Origin of the sequence: Pseudomonas sp. NCHU5216 (genome assembly GCF_052156495.1) — a bacterium.
GTDB lineage: Bacteria > Pseudomonadota > Gammaproteobacteria > Pseudomonadales > Pseudomonadaceae > Aquipseudomonas.
The window spans coordinates 62,996-81,838 of record NZ_JBQLIX010000010.1 but is presented as its reverse complement, the minus strand read 5'-3'; the positions used below and the strand labels follow the sequence as shown (position 1 = coordinate 81,838).

General features: G+C 63.8%; 15 protein-coding genes. 8 read left to right on the top strand and 7 right to left on the bottom strand.

Features of this window, described 5'->3' with window-relative positions; all coding sequences use genetic code 11:
- Positions 1–51: 51 nt before the first annotated feature.
- On the bottom strand, positions 52–1,629 hold the full coding sequence (gene guaA, locus ACSVIK_RS10125; protein ID WP_442444212.1) for a glutamine-hydrolyzing GMP synthase: 1,578 nt from the start codon (positions 1,627–1,629) through the stop codon (positions 52–54).
- A 117-nt stretch (positions 1,630–1,746) separates the two neighbouring features.
- A complete protein-coding gene (gene guaB, locus ACSVIK_RS10120) occupies positions 1,747–3,216 on the bottom strand; it encodes an IMP dehydrogenase (protein WP_442444211.1) in 1,470 nt (489 codons plus the stop codon).
- Between the two features lie 175 nt (positions 3,217–3,391).
- Between guaB and ACSVIK_RS10115 the strand changes: the two genes are divergently transcribed.
- Positions 3,392–5,536 (top strand): TonB-dependent siderophore receptor, encoded by a 2,145-nt coding sequence (locus tag ACSVIK_RS10115; protein WP_442444210.1) that lies wholly within the window; start codon positions 3,392–3,394, stop codon positions 5,534–5,536.
- 88 nt (positions 5,537–5,624) lie between these two features.
- On the opposite strand, the gene ACSVIK_RS10110 is transcribed toward ACSVIK_RS10115, so the two are convergent.
- Complete coding sequence (locus tag ACSVIK_RS10110; protein ID WP_442444209.1) at positions 5,625–6,179, bottom strand: sugar ABC transporter ATPase; 555 nt, start codon at positions 6,177–6,179, stop codon at positions 5,625–5,627.
- A gap of 56 nt (positions 6,180–6,235) precedes the next feature.
- Complete coding sequence (locus tag ACSVIK_RS10105; RefSeq protein ID WP_442444208.1) at positions 6,236–6,703, bottom strand: multidrug/biocide efflux PACE transporter; 468 nt, start codon at positions 6,701–6,703, stop codon at positions 6,236–6,238.
- A gap of 34 nt (positions 6,704–6,737) precedes the next feature.
- On the opposite strand from ACSVIK_RS10105, the gene ACSVIK_RS10100 reads away from it, so the two are divergent.
- From ACSVIK_RS10100 to ACSVIK_RS10070, 7 genes are all read left to right on the top strand, one after another.
- Positions 6,738–7,709: a LysR family transcriptional regulator gene (locus ACSVIK_RS10100; RefSeq protein ID WP_442444207.1), complete on the top strand. Its 972-nt coding sequence runs from the start codon at positions 6,738–6,740 to the stop codon at positions 7,707–7,709.
- Positions 7,706–9,085, top strand: a complete 1,380-nt coding sequence (xseA, locus tag ACSVIK_RS10095) for an exodeoxyribonuclease VII large subunit (RefSeq protein WP_442444206.1) — start codon at positions 7,706–7,708, stop codon at positions 9,083–9,085. The genes ACSVIK_RS10100 and xseA overlap by 4 nt, the downstream gene beginning before the upstream one ends.
- A 4-nt stretch (positions 9,086–9,089) precedes the next feature.
- Entirely contained in the window at positions 9,090–9,995 is a 906-nt protein-coding gene (locus tag ACSVIK_RS10090) for a peptidoglycan DD-metalloendopeptidase family protein (RefSeq protein WP_442444205.1), read from the top strand.
- A gap of 120 nt (positions 9,996–10,115) precedes the next feature.
- Entirely contained in the window at positions 10,116–11,387 is a 1,272-nt protein-coding gene (locus ACSVIK_RS10085) for a mechanosensitive ion channel family protein (protein WP_442444204.1), read from the top strand.
- Between the two features lie 28 nt (positions 11,388–11,415).
- Positions 11,416–12,081, top strand: a complete 666-nt coding sequence (locus tag ACSVIK_RS10080) for a glutathione S-transferase family protein (RefSeq protein WP_442444203.1) — start codon at positions 11,416–11,418, stop codon at positions 12,079–12,081.
- A 465-nt stretch (positions 12,082–12,546) separates the two neighbouring features.
- The gene (leuA, locus tag ACSVIK_RS10075; protein ID WP_442444202.1) at positions 12,547–14,223 is read left to right on the top strand and encodes a 2-isopropylmalate synthase; all 1,677 of its coding nucleotides are present in this window, start codon (positions 12,547–12,549) and stop codon (positions 14,221–14,223) included.
- Between the two features lie 181 nt (positions 14,224–14,404).
- Positions 14,405–15,454: an NAD(P)-dependent alcohol dehydrogenase gene (locus ACSVIK_RS10070; RefSeq protein WP_442444201.1), complete on the top strand. Its 1,050-nt coding sequence runs from the start codon at positions 14,405–14,407 to the stop codon at positions 15,452–15,454.
- Positions 15,455–15,633: 179 nt separating this feature from the next.
- On the opposite strand, the gene ACSVIK_RS10065 is transcribed toward ACSVIK_RS10070, so the two are convergent.
- The 3 genes from ACSVIK_RS10065 to ACSVIK_RS10055 form a co-directional block, all read right to left on the bottom strand.
- Positions 15,634–17,349, bottom strand: a complete 1,716-nt coding sequence (locus tag ACSVIK_RS10065; RefSeq protein ID WP_442444200.1) for a GEVED domain-containing protein — start codon at positions 17,347–17,349, stop codon at positions 15,634–15,636.
- 185 nt (positions 17,350–17,534) lie between these two features.
- Entirely contained in the window at positions 17,535–17,993 is a 459-nt protein-coding gene (locus ACSVIK_RS10060; protein WP_442444199.1) for a hypothetical protein, read from the bottom strand.
- Between the two features lie 17 nt (positions 17,994–18,010).
- Positions 18,011–18,793 carry an amidohydrolase gene (locus tag ACSVIK_RS10055; protein ID WP_442444198.1) on the bottom strand — a complete coding sequence of 261 codons (783 nt, stop codon included), beginning with the start codon at positions 18,791–18,793 and terminating at the stop codon, positions 18,011–18,013.
- Between the last annotated feature and the right edge of the window lie 50 nt (positions 18,794–18,843).

Here is an 18,843-nt window from a genome sequence, read left to right as displayed (position 1 = left end):
AAGGCATGAAAAAACCGGCCGAAGCCGGTTTTTTCATTTACCGCAGCGGGATCATTCCCACTCGATGGTCGCTGGCGGCTTGCTCGACACGTCGTAGGTGACGCGGGAGATGCCGTCGATTTCGTTGATGATGCGGCCGCTGACGGTTTCCAGCAGTTCATAAGGCAGGTGCGCCCAGCGTGCGGTCATGAAGTCCACGGTTTCCACGGCGCGCAGGGCGACGACCCAGGCGTAGCGACGGCCATCACCGACCACGCCCACCGATTTCACCGGCTGGAACACCACGAAGGCCTGGCTGGTCTTGTGGTACCAGTCGGCCTTGCGCAGTTCTTCGATGAAGATGTGGTCGGCACGGCGCAGGATGTCGGCGTATTCCTTCTTCACTTCGCCGAGGATGCGCACGCCCAGGCCTGGGCCCGGGAAGGGGTGGCGGTAGACCATGTCGTAGGGCAGGCCCAGCTCCAGACCGATCTTGCGCACTTCGTCCTTGAACAGTTCACGCAGTGGCTCGACCAGCTTGAGGTTCATTTCCTCGGGCAGGCCGCCGACGTTGTGGTGGCTCTTGATCACGTGGGCCTTGCCGCTCTTGGCGCCAGCCGACTCGATCACGTCCGGGTAGATGGTGCCCTGGGCGAGGAACTGGATGTTGTCCAGTTTGCTGGCCTCGGCATCGAACACGTCGATGAAGGTGCGGCCAATGATCTTGCGCTTTTTCTCCGGGTCGGCTTCGCCGGCCAGGTTGGCGAGGAACTGCTCCTCGGCGTTGGCGCGGATGACCTTGACGCCCATGTTCTCGGCGAACATGGCCATCACCTGATCACCCTCGTGCAGGCGCAGCAGGCCGTTGTCGACGAACACGCAGGTGAGCTGGTCGCCGATGGCCTTGTGCAGCAGCGCCGCGACCACCGAGGAATCCACACCGCCGGACAGGCCGAGCAGCACGTTGGCGTCGCCAACCTGGGCGCGCACGGCGGCAACGGCGTCTTCGACGATGTTGGCCGGCGTCCACAGGGCTTCGCAGCCGCTGATTTCCAGCACGAAGCGCGAGAGTATGCGACCGCCTTGCTTGGTGTGGGTCACTTCCGGGTGGAACTGCACGCCGTAGTAATGGCGGCTGTCGTCGCACATGGCGGCGATCGGGCAGCTCGGGGTGCTGGCGAGGATATGGAAGCCTTCCGGCAGGCGAGTGACCTTGTCGCCGTGGCTCATCCACACGTCCAGGCCGAACACGCCGTCGGCGTCGACATGGTCTTCGATGCCGGCCAGCAGCTCGCTCTTGCCGACCACGTCGACACGGGCGTAGCCGAACTCACGCAGGTCGGAGCCTTCCACCTTGCCGCCGAGCTGCTCGGCCATGGTCTGCATGCCGTAGCAGATGCCCAGCACCGGCACATTCAGGTCGAACACGGCTTGCGGGGCACGCGGGCTATCGGCTTCGTGCACCGACTCCGGGCCGCCGGCGAGGATGATGCCGCGCGGCGCGAAGGCACGAATGTCCTCGTCGCTCATGTCCCAGGGGTGCAGTTCGCAATAGACGCCGATCTCGCGCACGCGGCGGGCGATCAGTTGGGTGTACTGGGAACCGAAGTCCAGAATCAGGATGCGGTGGGCGTGAATGTCGTGGGCCATGGGCGCCTCTGCGAGGCAGCTGCAAGCCTCAAGCTGCAAGCTGCAAGTTGAAGAAGAAAGCGGCAGCCGCAATGCTCATGGCTTGTGGCTTGCCGCTTGGAACTTGAAGCTGGTGGGCTAGCCCACCCGGTAGTTCGGCGCTTCCTTGGTGATCTGCACGTCGTGGACGTGCGACTCGGCCATGCCGGCACCAGTGATGCGCACGAACTCAGGCTTGGTGCGCATCTCTTCGACGGTGGCGCAGCCGGTGTAACCCATGGAGGCGCGCAGGCCACCCATCAACTGGTGGACGATGGCGCTCATCGCGCCCTTGTACGGCACGCGGCCTTCGATACCTTCCGGCACCAGTTTCTCGGCACCGGCCGAGGAGTCCTGGAAGTAACGATCGGAGGAACCTTGCGCCTGGGCCATGGCGCCCAGCGAGCCCATGCCGCGGTAGGCCTTGTAGGAACGGCCCTGGAACAGTTCGACCTCGCCCGGCGCCTCCTCGGTACCGGCCAGCATGGAGCCGATCATCACGGCGTATGCGCCGGCGACTATGGCCTTGGACAGGTCACCGGAGAAACGGATACCACCGTCGGCGATCAGCGGCACGCCAGTGCCGGCCAGGGCGGCGGCGACGTTGGCCACGGCGCTGATCTGCGGCACGCCAACACCGGCGACGATGCGCGTGGTGCAGATGGAGCCAGGGCCGATGCCGACCTTGACACCATCGGCGCCGGCTTCGACCAGCGCCAGCGCGGCAGCGCCGGTGGCGATGTTGCCGCCGATCACCTGGACGTCCGGGAAGTTCTGCTTGACCCAGCGCACGCGGTCGATCACGCCCTTGGAGTGGCCGTGGGCAGTATCGACGATGATCACGTCGACGCCAGCGGCAGCCAGTGCAGCCACGCGGTCGCCGGTGTCAGCGCCGGTACCGACGGCAGCACCGACACGCAGACGCCCCTGGTCGTCCTTGCTCGCCAGCGGGTAGGCCTTGGCCTTCTCGATGTCCTTGACGGTCATCATGCCCTTGAGGTTGAAGGCGTCGTCGACGATCAGCACCTTCTCTATACGGTGCTTGTGCAGCAGTTCGCGCACGGTTTCCTTGTCGGCACCTTCCTTGACGGTGACCAGGCGCTCTTTCGGCGTCATCACGTCACGCACCAGGGCATCCAGGCGGTTCTCGAAGCGCACGTCGCGGGAGGTGACGATACCCACCAGGTCGCCATTGGACAGCACCGGCACGCCGGAGATGTTGTTCTGCCGGGTCAGCTCGAAGAGGTCACGCACGGTGGTCTCGGCTTCGATGGTGATCGGATCCTTGACCACACCGGCCTCGAACTTCTTGACCTTGCGCACTTCGGCAGCCTGCTGCTCGATGGTCATGTTCTTGTGGATGATGCCAATGCCGCCTTCCTGCGCCATGGCGATGGCCAGGCGTGCCTCGGTGACCGTGTCCATGGCGGCGGACAGCAGCGGAATGTTCAGTTCGATCCCACGGGTCAGTTGGGTCTTGAGGCTGACGTCCTTGGGCAGCACCTCGGAGTAACCGGGGATGAGCAGGACGTCGTCGAAAGTGAGTGCTTCTTGGCTGATGCGCAGCATGGCGGGCTCCCGAGCGGGAAAATAAGAAGCGCGACATTATACCCACCGGCCTCGCCGCACTCAATGCAAACGTTCCGTTTCGCCCGATCAGTCGAAACGGCAACAGACCCTAGCCAGCAACTGGCCATGAGCCATAAAATAATGATTCTCAAAAACACCTGCACGTGAGTAACAAATGAAATCCAGCCGCCCTTCCCTGAGCTGCCCTCGCGTCGCTCTCCTCGGCCTCTGCCTGCTGCCCACCAGTTCCCTGCTCGCCCAGGAGCTGGAATTACCCAATCAGGACATAGTCGCCGCCCCCATCGCCGACGAGAACGGCTACCAGGCCAGGCGTGCCAGCACGGCGAGCAAGTCTTCCGTTGCGCTCAAGGATGAGGCCCAGTCAGTGCAGGTGGTTACCCCGCAGACCATCGAGGACTTCCAGGTCAAATCGCTGGACGATGCGATGAAGTTCGTCAGCGGCATTACCCAGAGCAACACGCTGGCTGGCACTCAGGACGGCTTCGTCAAGCGCGGCTTCGGCGGCAATACCGATGGCTCGACCTTGCGCGATGGCGTGCGCAGCAACCTGTCACGCAACTTCGACGCCACCAGCGAGCGCGTGGAAGTGCTCAAGGGGCCGGCATCGCTGCTCTACGGCGCCCTGGAGCCAGGCGGGCTGATCAACGTCATCAGCAAGCGTCCCGAATACAGCCAGCGCACGCGCCTGTCGGGCGAGTACTCCGGCTTCGGCGGCGGTAACCTGTCGCTCGATACCACCGGCCCGCTGGGCGACAGTGGCTTTGCCTACCGCCTGATCGCCGAGCGACAGCACGAGGACTACTGGCGCAACTACGGCAGCGATCAGCGCAGCCTGATCGCCCCCTCGTTGAGCTGGAGCAGCGATGACCTGCGCATCGACCTGTCCTACCAGTACAAGGAATACTCCACGCCAGTAGATCGTGGCACGGTGCTGGTCAACAAGCGCATCGCCGACACTCGCTACAACCAGCAGTTCGGCGAACCCTGGGCGAAAAACGAAGGCATCGACCAGATCTTCGATGCACGCATCGAGTACCAGTTGACCCCGGACTGGAAAACCCGCTTCACCTACAGCTTCAACCAGGAAAAGTACGACTTCGCCGAAGCGGTGCCGAGCATCGCCAGCAGCGGTAATGCGTCAGCCACCCAGCGCGCGGCGCTGAACAACGTCGGCACCCTGCGCCGCCAGGCCAATGGCGCCCGGTACGACAATCAGGTGCAGTATGCCGCCTGGGACTGGATTGGCAGCACCCGCCTGCTCGGTCAGCACCACGAATTGCTGCTGGGGATCGACGACGAGCAGGTGGATAACTTCCGTGGCGACACCTATCGGGGCAGCGCCACCAGCAACTTCAACATCTACCGCCCGGTCTACGGCAACCTGGCCGAATCCCGTGCCATCAGCGGCACGCAAAGCGACAAACGCGACGAGGTACATTCCAACTCGCTCTACGCCAAGGACAACTGGCATCTCGACGATCAGTGGATTCTGGTGCTCGGCGGCCGCTATCAGCGCTACGACCAGTATCTGGATCAAGGCCTCGGTGCCAGTTACCGCAAGCAGATCGACGATCAGGGCCAGGCCTTCCTGCCCTTCGTCGGCGTGGTCTTCGCCGCCACCGACAAGCTCTCGCTCTACGCCAACTACAGCGAGTCGTTCAAACCCAACCAGTCCGACAGCCTGGCCGACGCCAGCGCCTATGACCCGGAAGAAGGCAAGAGCCGTGAAGTGGGTGCCAAATACGACATCACGCCCAACCTGAGCGCCAATATCGCCCTCTATGACATCGAGAAGCAGAACGTGGTGGTCAGCAACAATGGCGTATCCGAAGCCGCCGGCAAGGTGGGCTCGCGCGGCGTGGAAGTCGACCTGAGCGGGCGTATCGCCGAACGCTGGAACCTGATCGCCACCTACGCGTATACCGACACGGAAATCCTCGACGACCCGACTGACAAGGGCAATGCCCTGGTCAACGCGGCGAAGAACATGGGCAGTCTGTACCTAAGCCACGATCTGGCAGTACCCGGCGAATTCGGTGCCTGGCGCGTCGGTGGCGGCGCTCGCTACGTCGGCAAGCGTGCGGTGGATAATGCCAACAGCGCCTGGCTGGACAGCTACACCGTGGCCGATGCCTTCGTCTCCTGGGAAACCACCCACCTGCTGGGCGACAAGACCCGGTTGCAGCTCAATGCCAACAACCTGTTCGACAAGAGGTACTACCCGTCCAGCGGTGGCGACCTGCGCATCGCCGTCGGCGAGCCGCGCGAGCTGCGCCTGTCCGCCTGCGTCGAGTTCTGAGACAACGCAGTGGGAGGCGCTTCAGCGGTGACGGAAAGCAGCATGAAGTCGCGGCTGAAGCCCCTCCCACAAATGCTTGGCAAATCGCTCAGGCCGGATCGTCGACCCGCACCTGCCTCACCGCAAAACCCAGACGTTCGCCAAGTTCCTCGACGAACGCCGGGCGCAGGCCGGCTTCAGCCCAGCCGTTGAAGATGAAGCCCAGGTTGGAAAAGCCGCAGGGCTGCAGGAACAGGAAGCCGTTGATGTCATCTTCATGCCCGCACTCCGGGCAGGTGAAGTTGTCGGTTTCCCCCGGCCACCAGACCTCCAGACTGTCGAACAGCGGTATGCCCACTTCGCGGCGGCACTCCGGGCAGCCGGCCTCTTCGAGAAAGTCGCGGGTCGGCATATAGATGCAACGCTTGGTGATGATCTCCAGGCCATTGTGCGGCTGACCGTAAGGCAGCAACTCGGGGCGTTGAGCGATCCGCCGCGCGCCCGGCCCGATGGCGTAGGCCATGCCATTACCACCCTGCCCGCAGGTGGTCGGCAACGTCGCGACGATCTCCCGTTTGACCAGCCAGCGCAGCATGGCCTGGGCCTTTTGCTCGTGAGCGGGAAGCGTGGATATCTGCGGGACGAGGATCAGTTGCGCGGTCATGGTGCTCGGGAGGCTGGCAAGGAAAGGGCGGCAGCTTAGCCGCTGTAGCCAGCCAATCAAGCCCCGCGACAGACCGCTGCAGCCCCCTGAGCTTGGCGTCGAGCCAGCCAACGCGCCCGCAGCACGTCGTAGATCCAGTTGAACGCGAGGGTATAGGGCAGGAAGAACAGGATCAGCCCAATATCCAGGAGGAAGGCCTTGAGCAGGCTGACCGACAGCCACCAGGCCGCCAGTGGCACCAGCATGACCACCAGGCCGCCCTCGAACAGCAGCGCGTGGCAGATCCGCGCCCCCAGCCCGCGCTCGAAGCCCAGGCGACTCTGCGCCCGGTCGAAGAGGTAGTTGAACAGCATGTTCCAGAGCATGGCGACGAAGGAGAACATCAGGGTCAACACACCGAGCTGCAGCAGCGGCTTGCCCATGAACCAAGCCAGAGCCGGCGCACAGATGAGCACGGCGATCCCTTCAAAGGCCAGGGCGTGACCGATGCGCTCAGGCACAGAGCGCGGCAGGGGCTGAGTCATGAGAGGCACCTCGTGATGGATGACGATGGGCGCTATGATCATCGGGATTACGCTTATCAAAAAACCAGCTGCCATCGGGAAAACCGATATGACTCCTTCCCCCGATTCCCTCCAGGCCTTCGCTCAGGCTGCCAGTTGCGGCTCGCTCAGCGCCGCAGCTCGGCGTCTGGGCAAGAGCCAGTCGACCATCAGCGAGGCTGTCGCGCGCCTGGAGCTGGATCTTGGCGTCGAGCTGTTCGAGCGCGGCCCACGACGCCTGCAACTGACCGAAGCAGGCAGCAGCCTGCTGGCCCATGCCGAGCAAGTGCTGGCCGCCAGTGACCGTCTGGTGCGGCATGCCGTGAGCCTGGCCCGTGGCCAGGAAGCGAAATTGACCCTGGCCCTGTCGGACGCCTACCAGCCCAAGCAGTACCAGGCTCGCCTGGTGGAACTGGATCAGCGCTTTCCCGACCTGGAGTTCGAGTGTCTGATCGCCGAGCATGCCGACGTGCTGGATCTGGTCAACCAGGGCCGCGCGCACCTGGGGTTGCTGGCCGCGCAGCCGTCCTACCCGCCCGATATCGCCCATGCCAGCGTCCCCGGCAACGCCGAGTTCGGCCTGTTCGTGGCACGGGAACATCCACTGGCTAAGCTGCACTCGATCACCACGGAAGATCTGGCCAACTGGCGCGTTCTGCGCCTGACCAGCGTGGCCACCCATGACATGCCGTCCGACGATCTGCCCGGCAGCGGCGGCCGCTGCTGGTCAGCGCCGGACTTCATTCTGCTGCTGGAGATGGCCGCGCTGGGCTTCGGTTGGGCGGAACTGCCTCGAGAGCTGGTGGCCAACCACGGCGGCGGGATGTTGCAGGAGCTGCGATTACCCGGCTGGCCACGACAGGTGCGGGTCGATGTGCTGTGGTCGCGCCAGCGCGAGCTGCGCCCGGTCGCCGCCTGGCTGCTGGAGCGCCTGCTCGATGACGCGGTCGCGCCTGCCGCCGAGTCCGCTTATCATGCCGCCCCATGATCAAAGATCCGTTTCAGCGCCTGAACCTCGACCGTGAGGTGCTCAGCGTCAGCCAGCTCAACAACCGTGCGCGCCTGTTGTTGGAGGACGTGTTCGCCAGCATCTGGGTCGAGGGGGAAATCTCCAACCTGGCCCGCCCGGCCTCCGGCCACATCTATTTCACCCTCAAGGACAACCAGGCCCAGGTGCGCTGCGCCTTGTTCCGCCAGAACGCCGCGCGGGTGCGCCAGGCGTTGCGCGATGGCCTGGCGGTCAAGGTGCGCGGCAAGGTCTCGCTGTTCGAGGGCCGTGGCGACTATCAGTTGATTCTCGATGCAGTGGAACCAGCCGGTGATGGCGCTCTGCGCCTGGCCTTCGAGGCGCTGAAGGAAAAGCTCGGCGCCGAAGGGCTGTTCTCGACCGAGCGTAAGATCGCCCTGCCCGCTCACCCCAAGCGCATCGGCATCGTCAGCTCACCGACCGGTGCGGTGATCCGCGACATCATCAGCGTATTTCGCCGCCGCGCGCCGCAGGTGGAACTGAACCTGATCCCCACTGCCGTGCAAGGCCGCGAGGCCACCGCGCAGATCGTCCGCGCCCTGCAACGCGCTGACGCGCAAGGGTTCGATGCACTGATCCTGGCTCGTGGCGGCGGCTCGCTGGAAGACCTCTGGTGTTTCAACGAAGAGGCCGTGGCCCGCGCCGTGGCCGCCTGCGTCACGCCCATCGTCAGCGCCGTGGGTCACGAAACGGACGTGTCCATCGCCGACTTCGTCGCTGACGTGCGCGCACCGACGCCCTCGGCCGCCGCCGAGCTACTGGCCCCGGACAGCAGCGAGCTGGTGCAGCGCCTGCACAACCTGCAGCGACGCCTGGTGCTGCACATGCAAGGCCGCCTGGCCCGCGAACGCCTGCGCCTGGAAGGCACCAGCAAACGCCTGCGTCACCCCGGTGAGCGCCTGCGCCAGCAGGCCCAGCGCCTGGACGATCTGGACATGCGCCTGCGCCGCGCCTTCAACCAGCAACTGGCCAATCAGCGAGAACGCCTGGCGCGTCTCGATGCGCGCCTCGCCGCGCAGCATCCGGGGCGCGGCCTGGGCATGCTGCGCCAACGCCTGGACGGCCTTGCCGCGCGCCTGCCACGGGCCATGCAGGCACAACTGCGCAACCAGCGCCAGCAACTGGGTGCGCTGGCCGCGCAACTGCAGATCGTCAGCCCGCTAGCCACTCTCGGCCGTGGCTACGCCATCCTTCTCGATGAGCGCGGCCAGGCCGTGCGCAGCGCCGCGCAGACCCAGCCGGGGCAACGCCTCAAGGCACGCCTGAGCGAAGGCGAGCTGGACGTGCGCGTCGAAGACAACCACATACAACCGGCGACCCTGTCGCTGCTGGATTGAACCAATGCCGGCCTCTCCCCGTAGGAGCGAGCTCTGCTCGCGAACATTGATACCCCAGAAGCTTCGCGAGCAGAGCTCGCTCCTACACAGGCTGTGCGCAGGCCTGCTGGCCCTGTGTCTTGCCCTGCCCGCCCACGCCGAAGGTTTCATCACCCGCCTGCTGAACAAGCCGGTGCCCGGCGGCGTGGCAGTGGTCGACCTGGGTGACCAGGAGCAGGCTCCCAAGGTGCGTTACCAGGGCAAGCCGGTGCTGACCATTCGTGAAAACGGCAAGCGCTGGATCGCTATTGTCGGCATTCCCTTGAGCGTCAAGCCCGGCAGCCAGCAGGTGGAGGTCGACGATGGCCGGCGCCTGCCCTTCCAGGTCGGTGCCAAGCATTACGCCGAGCAGCGCATCACCCTCAAGAACCAGCAGCAGGTCACACCCAACGCCAAGAACCTTGCGCGCATCGAACGCGAGCTGGCCGAACAGACCCGCGCCTACCGCCAGTTCAGCCCGCGCCAGCCGAGCAATCTGTTGCTCGACAGGCCAGTGAACGGGCCGCTGTCGAGCCCCTTCGGCCTGCGTCGCTTCTTCAACGGCCAGGAGCGCAACCCGCATTCGGGCCTGGACTTCGCCGCCAACCGTGGCACCTCGATCAAGGCGCCAGCAGCAGGCAAGGTCATCCTCGTCGGCGACTATTTCTTCAACGGCAAGACGGTGTTTCTCGACCATGGCCAGGGGCTGATCAGCATGTTCTGCCACCTGTCCGAGATCGACGTGAAGCTCGGTGACGAGATCCCGCGCGGCGGGCATGTCGGCAAGGTCGGTGCAACGGGCCGCGCCACCGGGCCACATCTGCACTGGAACGTCAGCCTCAACGACGCCCGCGTCGATCCGGCTATCTTCATCGGCGCGTTCAAGCCCTGAGCAGACGCAACCGGCAACACCTGGCGTTTCGATTGGCAATGCTTTTTTGTTAGGGTACGGCGCCCCGAAACGCAGGCACGACAAGGCCTGCTCTCTTCACTGCCTGCTTCGGAGCCGGATATGCCGAATGAGCTCACAACCTGGATGGACTGGCTGCAGCAGCAGCCGAAACTGCTCACCCTGACCGCCAGCCTGGCCCTGATCGTCGCCGCCTGGCTGTCGAACTGGATCGTCAAGCGCATACTGGTGCGCGCCATCTACCGCGTGGTCGGCGCCACCGCCCTGGGCCGGCACGGCCAGATCAAGGAAAGCGGCATCATCAAGCGCCTGTCCAACATCGTCCCGGCGCTGGTGCTGACCTCCGGTGTGGCGGTGGTGCCGGACATGCCCGAAGCCGTGGTAAAGGTCACGCAGAACGTCTGCAGCGCCTTCATCGTGCTGACCATCGCGCTGGCCATCGCCGCTCTGCTGGATATCCTCAACACCCTCTATCAGCGCCGCCGCGATGCTCACCTGAAACCGATCAAGGGCTACCTGCAGGTGGTCAAGATCGCCATCTTCGCCATCGCCGCGATCCTCATGGTGGCCACCCTGATCGATCGCTCGCCGCTGATCCTGCTGTCCGGCCTAGGTGCCATGGCCGCCGTGCTGATGTTGATCTTCCAGGACACGCTGCTGTCGCTGGTGGCCAGCGTGCAGATTTCTTCCAGCGACATCATCCGTGTCGGCGACTGGGTGGAGATGCCCCAGCTCAATGCCGATGGCGACGTGATCGACATCGCCCTGCACACGGTCAAGGTGCAGAACTGGGACAAGACCATCACCACCATCCCCACCAAGCGTTTCATCACCGACCCGTTCAAGAACTGGCGCGGCATGCAGGAATGCGGCGGGCGGCGGATCAAGCGCGCGCTGTATCTGGATCAGACCAGCGTGCACTTTCTCAGCGACGAGGAGATCGCCCGTCTGCGCCGCTTCATGCTGCTCGACGACTACCTCGACCGCAAGGATCAGGAACTGCGCGAGTGGAACCTGAAACTGGCCGAGCACGGCAAGGAGCCGGTCAACACCCGGCGCATCACCAACATCGGCAGCTTCCGCGCCTACGTCGAGCACTACCTGCGGCATAACCCCAACGTGCACCAGAACATGACCCTGCTGGTGCGCCAGCTCAGCCCCACCGCCGACGGCCTGCCGCTGGAGGTCTACTGCTTCACCAACACCACGGCGTGGAACGCCTACGAAGGCATCCAGTCGGATATCTTCGACCACCTGCTGGCGATCCTCCCCGAGTTTGGCCTGCGTGTGTTCCAGCACCCCAGCGGGGCAGACATGCGTGAGCTACGCCCTGGCTTGTCTACACTGGCCGAACAGGCCCAGACCTCCCACTGAGCCACCCTCGAATCGACCGGAGCTTGCCATGATCACCGTGCATCACCTGAACAACTCGCGCTCGCAGCGCATTCTCTGGATGCTCGAAGAGATCGGCGTCGATTACCAGATCAAGCACTACCAGCGCGACCCGCAGACCATGCTCGCCCCCGCCGAGCTACGCCAGGTGCACCCCCTGGGCAAATCGCCGCTGATCACCGATGGCGAGCTGACCCTGGCCGAATCCGGCGCCATCATCGAATACCTGGCCGAGCGCCATGGTGACTGGCTGCTGCCTGCCGCTGGCAGCCCGGAGCGCCTGCGCTGCCGCTACTGGCTGCACTATGCGGAAGGTTCGGCGATGCCGCCGCTGCTGCTCAAGCTGGTGTTCGACAAGCTGCGCAGCTCGCCCATGCCCTTTTTCATCAAACCCATCGCCCGCGGCATCGCCAACAAGGTCAGCCAGGCCTTCATCACACCGCAGCTGAAGCTGCATTTCGACTACCTGGAAAGCCAGTTGCGCGAGCACGACTGGTTTGCCGGTGACGCCTTCAGCGCCGCCGACATCCAGCTCAGCTTCCCGCTGGAAGCGGCCGCCGCCCGTGGCGTGCTGTCGAACCACCCGCGCCTGCACGACTTCCTGCAGCGCATCCACGCCCGCCCGGCTTATCGCCGTGCCCTGGAAAAGGGCGGTGCCTACGATTACGCCGACTGAGCCAGGATCAGGCCTAGCTGGCTGTTGAAAAACTACCTGCGTTGCCTGGCCGTCGTTAAAAACAGCCTCAAAATGCTCATTTACAACACGTAAACTGTGCTTTTTCGGCTGTTTTTGCCTAGGCCAGCCTTCCTCGCCTACGTTTTTCAACGGCCTGCTAGCTGGCGAAGGGGTTCCGTCGCTGGCCAGGCGCAGCAAACACGATTCGCTGAAAACGCCTCGATTCGAGCAATAAAATCCAGCGATAAAAACAAAACCGCAATAAATCGGCGTTTTTCCGGCAAGCATTGCCATATCCACGCACGATGGATAGGGTTTGCCCATGAAAAACGTCAACGTCCTCTTTCTCGTCCGCCAGCTCGCGTGCCTGCGACTGGTCAGCCCGCGACTGCGAAGCCTCGCCTAAGCCTCCGTTTCCTGGCCGCTGCGGCCTCGTGTTCGCCCCCTATTTCGCAGGACCTGCTCATGACCATGCTCAAAGACCCATCGAAGAAGTACCGCCCCTTCACCCAGATCCAGATTCCCGATCGCACCTGGCCGGACAAGATCATTGACAAGGCGCCGATCTGGCTGTCCACCGACCTGCGCGACGGCAACCAGTCGCTGATCGAGCCGATGGATGCCGAGAAGAAGATGCGCTTCTTCAAGTGCCTGGTGGCCGTGGGCCTCAAGGAAATCGAAGTGGGCTTCCCGTCCGCCTCGCAGACCGACTTCGACTTCGTGCGTGAGCTGATCGAAGGCGGCCACATCCCCGATGACGTCACCATCCAGGTGTTGACCCAGGCCCGTGACGACCTCATCGAGCGCACCTTCGAGTCGCTCAAAGGCGCCAAGAAGGCCATCGTCCACTACTACAACGCCTGCGCGCCGAGCTTCCGCAAGATCGTCTTCAACCAGGACAAGGCCGGCGTCAAAGCCATCGCCGTGGCTGCTGGCAGCACCATCAAGCGCCTGGCCGAAGCCGCGCCGGAAACCCAGTGGGGCTTCGAGTACTCGCCGGAAGTGTTCAGCAGCACCGAGATCGACTTCGCCGTCGAGGTGTGCAACGCGGTAATCGGCGTCTTCCAGCCGACCCCGTCCAACAAGCTGATCCTCAACCTGCCGGCCACCATCGAGTGCGCCACGCCGAACAACTACGCCGACCAGATCGAGTGGTTCGGCCGCCACGTCGACCGCCGCGACAGCGTGCTGATCAGCGTGCACACCCATAACGACCGGGGCACCGGCGTCGCCGCTTCGGAACTGGCCGTGATGGCCGGCGCCGATCGCGTCGAAGGCTGCCTGTTCGGCAACGGCGAGCGCACCGGCAACGTCTGCCTGGTGACCCTGGCACTGAACCTCTACACCCAGGGCGTCGACCCTGAGCTGGACTTCTCCGACATCGATGCGGTGCGCAAGGTGGTCGAGGACTGCAACCAGCTTCCGGTGCACCCGCGCCACCCCTATGTCGGTGATCTGGTGCACACTGCCTTCTCCGGCTCGCACCAGGACGCCATCCGCAAGGGCTTCGCCCAGCAGAAGGAAGACGCCCTGTGGGAAGTGCCCTACCTGCCGATCGACCCGGCCGATATCGGCCGCGACTACGAGGCGGTGATCCGGGTGAACAGCCAATCCGGCAAGGGCGGCATCACCTTCCTGCTCGAGCAGGAATACGGCATCAGCCTGCCGCGCCGCATGCAGATCGAGTTCAGCCAGGTGGTGCAGCGTGAAACCGACCGCCTTGGCCTGGAGATGACCGCCGCGCAGATCCACAAGCTGCTGGAAAGCGAGTACCTGCAAGCCACCCAGCCCTATGCTCTGGAAGGCCACCGCCTGCAGGAAGAGAACGGCGAAAGCAGCGTCGAGGTGAAGGTTCAGGTCGACGGCAAAGAACAACGCTGGAACGGTTCGGGCAAAGGTGCGTTGGAAGCGCTGGCATCGAGCCTGCCGGTCGCCGTCGAGGTCATGGACTACCATGAGCACGCCATCGGTGGCGGTGCCAACGCCAAGGCCGCCTGCTACATCGAGATCCGCCTGGACGGTCAGCGCCCGCTGCACGGCATCGGTATCGACGAGAACATCACCACCGCCAGCTTCCGCGCCCTGTTCAGTGCGCTGAACCGCGCCGTCAAGCAGGCCGAGCTGAAAACCGAAGCGGCCTGATCGCTGCGAAGCGTCAAACACGAACCCCGCCGATTGGCGGGGTTCTTCGTTTTCAGGCCCGCCTGACGTCCCCCGTCATTCAGGCACTTATGGGCATCGATGCAACAGGATCATGCAACCTGCCCGTCAGGATCATGCTCTAACCTGCTTACCTGATTTTTTGCATCCCAAGGAGAACTTCATGAGCACGACCCTCGCCTATGCCGCGCAGAGCGCGCAATCGCCGCTGGCTCCGCACGTCATCGAGCGCCGTAGCGTTGGCCCGGACGATATCGCCATCGACATTCTCTACTGCGGGGTCTGCCACTCCGACCTGCATACCGTGCGCGACGAGTGGAAGAACACCCTGTACCCCTCCGTACCCGGCCACGAGATCGTCGGCAAGATCAGTGCAGTGGGCAGCAATGTCAGTGCGTTCAAGGTGGGTGAGATCGCGGGGGTCGGCTGCATGGTCGATAGCTGCCAGCACTGCGCCTCCTGTGGCGAGGGCCTGGAGCAGTACTGCGAGAACGGCTTCACCGGCACCTACAACGGCCCGGTATTCGGTGGCGAGAACACCTTCGGCGGCTACTCCCAGCGTATCGTGGTCAACCAGCGCTTCGTGCTGCGCATCAGCCACACCGATAACCTGGCCGCCGTGGCACCGCTGCTGTGCGCCGGCATCACCACCTACTCGCCGCTACGTCAGTGGCAGGTCGGCCCTGGGCAGAAAGTGGGTATCGTCGGCCTTGGCGGCCTCGGCCACATGGGCGTGAAGATCGCCGCCGCCATGGGCGCGCATGTGGTGCTGTTCACCACCTCGCCGAACAAGCGCGAAGACGCCCTGCGCCTCGGCGCCAGCGAAGTGGTGGTGTCGAAGAATGCCGAGGAAATGGCGGCCCACGTCAACAGCTTCGACTTCATCCTCAACACCGTCGCGGCGCCGCACGACCTCAACCCCTTCCTCAATCTGCTCAAGCGCGACGCCACCATGACCCTGGTGGGCGCCCCCGAGTCCGCGCACCCATCGCCGGATGTCTTCGGCCTGATCTTCAAGCGCCGCCGCCTGGCCGGCTCGCTGATCGGCGGCATCGCCGAAACGCAGGAAATGCTCGACTTCTGCGCCAAGCACGACATCGTTTCGGATATCGAGATGATCACCATGCAGGACATCAACCAAGCTTACGAACGCATGCTCGAGAGCGATGTGAAGTACCGCTTCGTGATCGACATGGCCAGCCTGCAGGCCTGATGAGCCGGCGCAGGGTCGCTGTCAAGGTCATGGACTGCCATGAGCTCACCATCGCCAGCTTCCGCGCCCTGTTCAGCGCACTGAATCGTGCCTGAAAACCGAAGCGGCCTGATCACTACCACACCACAAAGAGAACCCCGCCGACTGGCGGGGTTCTTCATTTGCGGCAAGAGGCCGACTCAGTAGCTGACCACCGGCGATACCCGCTGGTAACGGCCATCGATAAAGGCCTTCAACCAGGAGCGGTAGCGCTTGCCGGCGTTGTAGCCGTAGTAGCGGTAGCTCAGTTCGTTGGCGGCATTACGCTCCAGCACGATACTGCCGTCCTGCTCGATCACCCAGGTCAACATGTTGTGCGTGCCCTGAGTGCGGGTCAGGGTCTGGCTGCTATCCACCGATAGCTGGTAAAGCGGCAGGTAGTCCTCGGCGGCCCGCCCGTAGCGAATCACGTTGGAAACACGCTGGTAATAGCCATTCTCGAAGCGGGTCAGCCAGACTCGATAACGCTTGCTGGGATCGAATCGATAGTAGGTATAGGTCAGCTCATTCGCCGCATTGCGTTCCAGAACGATATTGCCCTCCTCTTCGATCACCCAGGTCAGAGGTTCGTTGAGACTGCCGCTACGGGTGATCTGACGAGCATCGTCGATGCTCAACTGGTACAGATCCGTCAGCCCCGGCGAGAAATATTCGGCATCGGAAACCTGTACCGACTCGCCACCGACCATCTGCTCGATCCAGACCTTGTACTGGCGGCCATGCTGGAACGGATAGCGCAGTTCGGCAGCACCGCCAGTGGCTTGCCGCAGCACCTCCATGCCGTCCTCACGGATCACCCAGCTCAAGGGTTTGTCGGCTGGGCCGTCGTGCCGGAGCAGAAAGTCCGCCTCCACCTCCAAGTCGATGTAGCGGGACGGGAAGCCCTCGCGAAAGCTCAATGGAGTCGAGATTGCCTCGTCCTGGTCGTTGACCTTGGCCTCAGCCCAGACCTGATAGCGTTCGCCATAGGTGAAGGCGAACTGCAGCGGCACGCCGGCCTGGGCCGGTTGACGCACGACCTGCGCACCCTGGCGGGCGATCACCCAGTTACCCTGGAAGGCAGCCGACGAGCTGATGCTGCCCTGGCTGGCGTCACGGCTCAGCAGCACGCGGTCGGTCACACCAGGCTGGTAGGTCAGGGTGTTGGAAACGGTCTGGTAGCCATTACCGATGTAGCTTTCCAACCAGACCCGGTAGCGACTGCCGGCAGCGTTGTTCCAGTAGCGATCACGCAACTTGCCGGCCACATTGCCACCAAGGACACGCTTGCCGTCCTGTTCGACCACCAGTGTCAGCTTGTCGCCGAGGTCGCCGCTGCGCGATACCCAGAAGTCAGGCTCCAGCGTGAGGTCGTAAGGAAAGGCGGACGGCAGCGGGGCACCATCCGCCAGCTTGATCAGGTAATCTTCGGTCTCGCCGTAGCTGAAGCTGCCGCAAGGTTGTGCGGCGGAGCCCCAGCGCATCTGCACTCGCATGCGCCTGTTGCCGGTGACTCCGGACGGCGCGGCGATGAGCGCGGAAACGGCTGCACTGCCCTGCCCGGCAAGCACCTTCTCGCTCGCCTCGAAGCTGCCATTCTGGTTGAAGTCGATCCATGCCCCCCAGTTCTCGACGTACCGGGTTCCAGAAAAACCGGGGCTTACCTGGAGATGATCGTCCTTGCCCGTCAATTGAAAGGGCGGCTTGCTGGTGCCGTTCAGATAGCCACCGTCGCTGCCGGAGGTCTGGGTCATGCCATTGACGCTGACCCCGGCGATCCATTCGCTGCTGCTGTTGCCCCGGCTGTCGCAATAGCTGGCCGCCATCACCGGGCCCATCGCCAGGCAGGCGCCCAGCGCCATGAGTGTCTTGTGCATCGAGTTCGCTCCTTGCGTTCAGGTTGGGCAGGGAGCGGCAGGCACAAGCTGTGCACCCACTTCATCGACGCGTCCCTGCGTCGCTAATGCTAGAAGCAAAATCGATGAGCGTCTGGAATTTGTTGGCAATTCGCCAGCAAGCGGCATTGCATATGCAAGCTCGCTCGTAACCCGCCGCGAATCGCTCAGATGAACAGCAGCATCAGCACGACAAAGGACAGCACCAGCACGCCAAGGAGGAACAGAATGGCGATACCGGCGGCGCGCCAATTGGACAGAAAGGCGCCGCCGGCTGCGGCGTGTCGCAGCAGGTCGGCCTGGATCAGTTGCTTGGCCAGCAGCAGCATGCCGAGCAGTTGCAGGATGGCGAGAGGCAGAGCCAGGGTATCTTCGGGCAATACGAAGGACAGCACCGTGGTCAGCATCAACATGGCCACGGCGATGCCCCAGACCGTCGCCACATGGCTACCCTTACCCAGCAACCGCAGGTTGTAGGCAAGCAGCCAGGCACCGGCCAGCGGCGTGCCAAGGAAGGTGCCGATGCCAATGGCGCTCATGCGGTAGAGCGGCTGCCCGCTGCTGACAGCGCCTGGCTGCAGATCCGCCTGTGGGGTCTGGAAGGGGTTGTCCTGTTGTACGTCCATGTCATGCGCCTCCAAGATCAGTTCAGGGTGAAGGTATCGGCATCCAGGTGCGCCGGGAAACGCTCGCGGTAGCTGAGCAGCGCCTCGCTCGACAGACGCACGCGAAATACGCCATCGCCCTCGCCAGCCGAGAGCAGCGCCTCGCCCTGGAAATCCAGCACCTGGGAGTCGCCACTATAGCCATGCCCATTGCCATCTTCACCGACCCGGCTCACGGCGGCGACATAGCACAGGTTCTCGATGGCCCGCGCCGGCAGCAGGCGGTTCCAGTGCTGGCGGCGAACCGTCGGCCAGTTGGCGGTGTACAGCAACAGGTCGGTGTCGCCGATATTGCGGCTCCACACCGGGAAGCGCAGGTCGTAGCAGATCAGCGGGCGCACGCGCCAGCCCTTGCACTCCAGCACCACTCGCTCATCCCCTGCACTGTAATGCTTGTGCTCGCCGGCCATGCGGAACAGGTGGCGCTTGTCGTAGTACGCCAGCGAACCGTCCGGGCGCGCCCAGAGCAGGCGATTGCGGTAGCTGCCGTCAGCGGCCTGGATGATCAGGCTGCCGCAGATCACCGCGTCGATACGCTGCGCCTGCTCGCGCAGCCACTGCGTGGTCGGGCCGTCCTCGGGCTCGGCCAGGGTGGCAGAGTCCATGGAAAAACCGGTGGAGAACATCTCTGGCAGGAGTACCAGATCGGCGCCGCGCGCCTGCCCCAGCAAGGTCTGGAAGTGCTCGCGGTTGGCGGCCGGATCCTGCCAGGCCAGTGTGGTCTGGATCAGCGCCAGTTCGAGGTCGGGTCTGTCGTTCATCTCAAGGCCTCACAGAATGGGTAGAAGCGAGGGGGACACCTAGTCCTCTG

Bases quoted from the DNA above. Each gene is read 5' to 3' on its own strand.
- guaA (WP_442444212.1), bottom strand. From the start codon at position 1,629: ATGGCCCACGACATTCACGCCCACCGCATCCTGATTCTGGACTTCGGT.
- guaB (WP_442444211.1), bottom strand. From the start codon at position 3,216: ATGCTGCGCATCAGCCAAGAAGCACTCACTTTCGACGACGTCCTGCTC.
- ACSVIK_RS10115 (WP_442444210.1), top strand. From the start codon at position 3,392: ATGAAATCCAGCCGCCCTTCCCTGAGCTGCCCTCGCGTCGCTCTCCTC.
- ACSVIK_RS10110 (WP_442444209.1), bottom strand. From the start codon at position 6,179: ATGACCGCGCAACTGATCCTCGTCCCGCAGATATCCACGCTTCCCGCT.
- ACSVIK_RS10105 (WP_442444208.1), bottom strand. From the start codon at position 6,703: ATGACTCAGCCCCTGCCGCGCTCTGTGCCTGAGCGCATCGGTCACGCC.
- ACSVIK_RS10100 (WP_442444207.1), top strand. From the start codon at position 6,738: ATGATCATCGGGATTACGCTTATCAAAAAACCAGCTGCCATCGGGAAA.
- xseA (WP_442444206.1), top strand. From the start codon at position 7,706: ATGATCAAAGATCCGTTTCAGCGCCTGAACCTCGACCGTGAGGTGCTC.
- ACSVIK_RS10090 (WP_442444205.1), top strand. From the start codon at position 9,090: ATGCCGGCCTCTCCCCGTAGGAGCGAGCTCTGCTCGCGAACATTGATA.
- ACSVIK_RS10085 (WP_442444204.1), top strand. From the start codon at position 10,116: ATGCCGAATGAGCTCACAACCTGGATGGACTGGCTGCAGCAGCAGCCG.
- ACSVIK_RS10080 (WP_442444203.1), top strand. From the start codon at position 11,416: ATGATCACCGTGCATCACCTGAACAACTCGCGCTCGCAGCGCATTCTC.
- leuA (WP_442444202.1), top strand. From the start codon at position 12,547: ATGACCATGCTCAAAGACCCATCGAAGAAGTACCGCCCCTTCACCCAG.
- ACSVIK_RS10070 (WP_442444201.1), top strand. From the start codon at position 14,405: ATGAGCACGACCCTCGCCTATGCCGCGCAGAGCGCGCAATCGCCGCTG.
- ACSVIK_RS10065 (WP_442444200.1), bottom strand. From the start codon at position 17,349: ATGCACAAGACACTCATGGCGCTGGGCGCCTGCCTGGCGATGGGCCCG.
- ACSVIK_RS10060 (WP_442444199.1), bottom strand. From the start codon at position 17,993: ATGGACGTACAACAGGACAACCCCTTCCAGACCCCACAGGCGGATCTG.
- ACSVIK_RS10055 (WP_442444198.1), bottom strand. From the start codon at position 18,793: ATGAACGACAGACCCGACCTCGAACTGGCGCTGATCCAGACCACACTG.